Source organism: Streptomyces hainanensis, from assembly GCF_004348415.1.
GTDB classification, from domain to species: domain Bacteria; phylum Actinomycetota; class Actinomycetes; order Streptomycetales; family Streptomycetaceae; genus Streptomyces; species Streptomyces hainanensis.
The window spans coordinates 1-3,203 of the sequence record NZ_SMKI01000655.1; the positions used below are offsets into that span (position 1 = coordinate 1).

Here is a 3,203-nt window from a genome sequence, read left to right on the forward strand (position 1 = left end):
TGGTGGGCCGTGCCGGGGGCGAGGCCAGGCCGGTGTTCGTCTTCCCGGGCCAGGGTTCGCAGTGGGTCGGGATGGCACTGGAACTCCTCGATACCGCACCGGTGTTCGCCGAGCACCTGCACGCCTGTGCCCAGGCTCTGGCACCGCATGTGGAGTGGGACCTGCTCGAGGTGCTGCGCGAGCCGGACGGCACCTCGCTGGAACGCGTCGACATCGTCCAGCCGGTGTTGTTCTCGATGATGGTGTCACTGGCGCACCTGTGGCGCAGCCACGGCGTGGAGCCAGCCGCCGTCGTCGGCCACTCGCAGGGCGAGATCGCCGCCGCCCACATCGCCGGCGCACTCACCCTGGAAGACGCCGCGAAGATCGTGGCGTTGCGGAGTCGAGCGCTGACGGCGCTGTCCGGCGGCGGCATGGCCTCGATCGCGCTGTCGGCGGAAGACGTCCAGGAACGGCTCTCGGCCTGGGACGGTCAGGTCGCCATCGCGGCGATGAACGGCCCCACCTCCACCGTGATCTCCGGCGACGACACCGCACTCAGCCAGATCCTCGCGGCGTGCGAAACCGACGGCATCCGCACCCGACGCATCCCCGTCGACTACGCCTCACACTCACCACAGGTGGAGGCTGTTCGCGGAGAACTGCTCGACGCCCTGGCATCGGTCACTCCCTTGCCCGCGCAGGTGCCGTTCTTCTCCACGGTGACCGCCGAGGCGATCGACACCACCAGCCTCGACGCCGACTACTGGTTCAGAAACCTCCGACAGCCAGTGCGCTTCGAGGAGACGACCCGACTCCTCCTCAAACAGGGCCACCGGCTGTTCGTAGAAGCCAGCCCCCACCCCGTCCTCGCGGTCGGCGTCCAGGAGACCATCGACGCCACCGACACCAAAGCGACGTTCGTCGGCACCCTCCGCCGCGAGGAAGGCAGCCCACACCGCTTCACCACCGCCCTCGCCGAAGCCTTCGTCCACGGCACACCCGTCCAATGGCCAGCCCACTTCACCAACACCAACGCCCGACAGGTAGAACTGCCCACCTACGCCTTCCAACGGCAGCGCTACTGGCTCGCGCCGGTGGCGGGGAGCGGTGATCCGGCAGGTCTGGGCCTGGACACCGCGAACCACCCCCTGCTCGGCGCCGCACTCCAGATGCCCGACGGCGCCGTGGTACTCACCGGCCGACTGTCCCTACAGACACAACCCTGGCTCGCCGACCACACCGTGGCCGACGTCGCACTCCTCCCCGGCACCGCATTCGTCGAACTGGCCATCCGCGCCGGCGACGAGGTCGGCTGCGACCACATCGAAGAACTCACCCTGCAAGCCCCTCTCGTCCTGCCCGACAAGGGCGCCGTCGCCATCCAGGTCCGCCTCGACGCCCCCGACCAGACCGGCCACCGCACCCTCACCATCCACTCCCGCACCGACAACAACACCGCCGAATGGACCCAACACGCCACCGGCACCCTGACCACCAGCACACCCACCGGCACCAGCGACCTCACCACCTGGCCGCCGCCAGGAGCCCAGCTCATCAGCCTCGACAGCTTCTACGACAACAGAGCCGAGGCTGGCTACGGCTACGGACCGACCTTCCAAGGACTGCGGGCCGCCTGGCGCCGAGACGACGAGATCTTCGCCGAGGTCGCACTCCCCCAACAAGCCCACGAACAGGCCACCCAGTTCGGCATCCACCCCGCACTCCTCGACGCGGCCACCCACGCTCTGGGTCTCCTGGGATCCGCCGAGCGCCAGCTGAGTCTCCCGTTCGCCTGGGCCGGGGTGTCATTGGTGGCCGGCGGAGCGACGCAGGTACGGGTGCGGCTGGCATCGGCCGGCGCCGACACGGTGAGCGTGACCATCGCGGACGGCACCGGTCGTCCGGTGGCGTCTGCGGAGTCCCTTGTGGTGCGTCCGGTCGCGGCGGAGCAACTCCGGAGCGCGCGCGGTGGCGAGCAGGGCTCGCTGCTCCGCGTGGAGTGGGCGGAGCTCACGTCACCACCCGTGGGCGAGCTGGCCATGGGACGGTGGTCGGTCGTTGGGGCTGACCCGCTGAACCTTCAGGAAGCCTTGGAGCAGGCAGGGCTGAAAGTGACGGACGACGACGCGGCGCCGGACGTCCTGGTGCTGCCCTGCGTCAGCAGAACTCCGGCCAGGCTCAGCGCCGAAGAGGTGCGAGCAGCCGTCACCCAGACGCTGTCGTCGGTGCAACAGTGGCTGTCCGACGAGCGGTTCGGCTCCACCCGGCTGGTCGTCGTCACCCGCGGGGCGATCGCGACCGGGCCTGACGAGACCGTCTCGGACCTGACCCAGGCCGGCGTCTGGGGACTCCTCCGCTCCGCGCAGTCCGAACATCCCGACCGCATCGCGCTCATCGACCTGGGCGACGACGAATCGTCGGCACGGGCGCTACCGGCCGCCGTCGCCGCCGGCGAACCGCAGCTCGCGATCCGCGCAGAGGCCATGTTCAGCCCCCGTCTGGTCCGTGTCGCATCCCCATCGGCTGCTGATGATGCCGGCCGCGATCTCGAACCCGATGGGACGGTGCTCGTCACGGGTGGTACGGGGACGTTGGGTGGTCTGGTGGCCCGGCATCTGGTCACGGCACACGGGGTGCGGCATCTGCTACTGACCAGCCGACGCGGACCCGACGCTCCGGGGGCCGACGCACTGGTGGCGGCGCTGACCGAGCTCGGCGCCCAGGTGACGATCACCGCCTGCGACACCGCCGACCGATCCGCCGTGACAAAGCTACTGGCCACGATCCCGTCCGAGCACCCACTCACCGGGGTGATCCACGCCGCCGGGGTCCTCGACGACGCACTCATCGAGACACTGACCGCCGAACAGGTGGAAACAGTCCTGCGCCCCAAGGTCGACGCAGCCCTCCACCTCCACGAACTCACCCAGAACCGGGACCTGACGGCGTTCGTCCTCTTCTCCTCAGCCGCCGGCGTACTCGGCGCACCAGGGCAGGCGAACTACGCGGCCGCCAACGCCTTCCTCGACGCGCTCGCCACCCACCGCCACACCCACCGGCTGCCCGCCACCTCCATCGCCTGGGGACTCTGGGACCAAGCCAGCGGCATGACCGGACAACTCAACCAACACGACATCGCCCGCATGTCCCGATCAGGACTCACCCCCCTCACCACAGAACAAGCCCTCACACTCCTCGACACCGCACTCACCACCACCGAC

The 3,203-nt window shown here is 69.6% G+C and carries 1 protein-coding gene; it reads left to right on the forward strand.

Annotation, left to right across the window (positions count from 1 at the left end; all coding sequences use genetic code 11):
• Window positions 1–32: 32 nt before the first annotated feature.
• Window positions 33–3,203: SDR family NAD(P)-dependent oxidoreductase (locus E1283_RS34220; protein ID WP_279571314.1), on the forward strand; the 3,171-nt coding region annotated here is incomplete at its 3' end.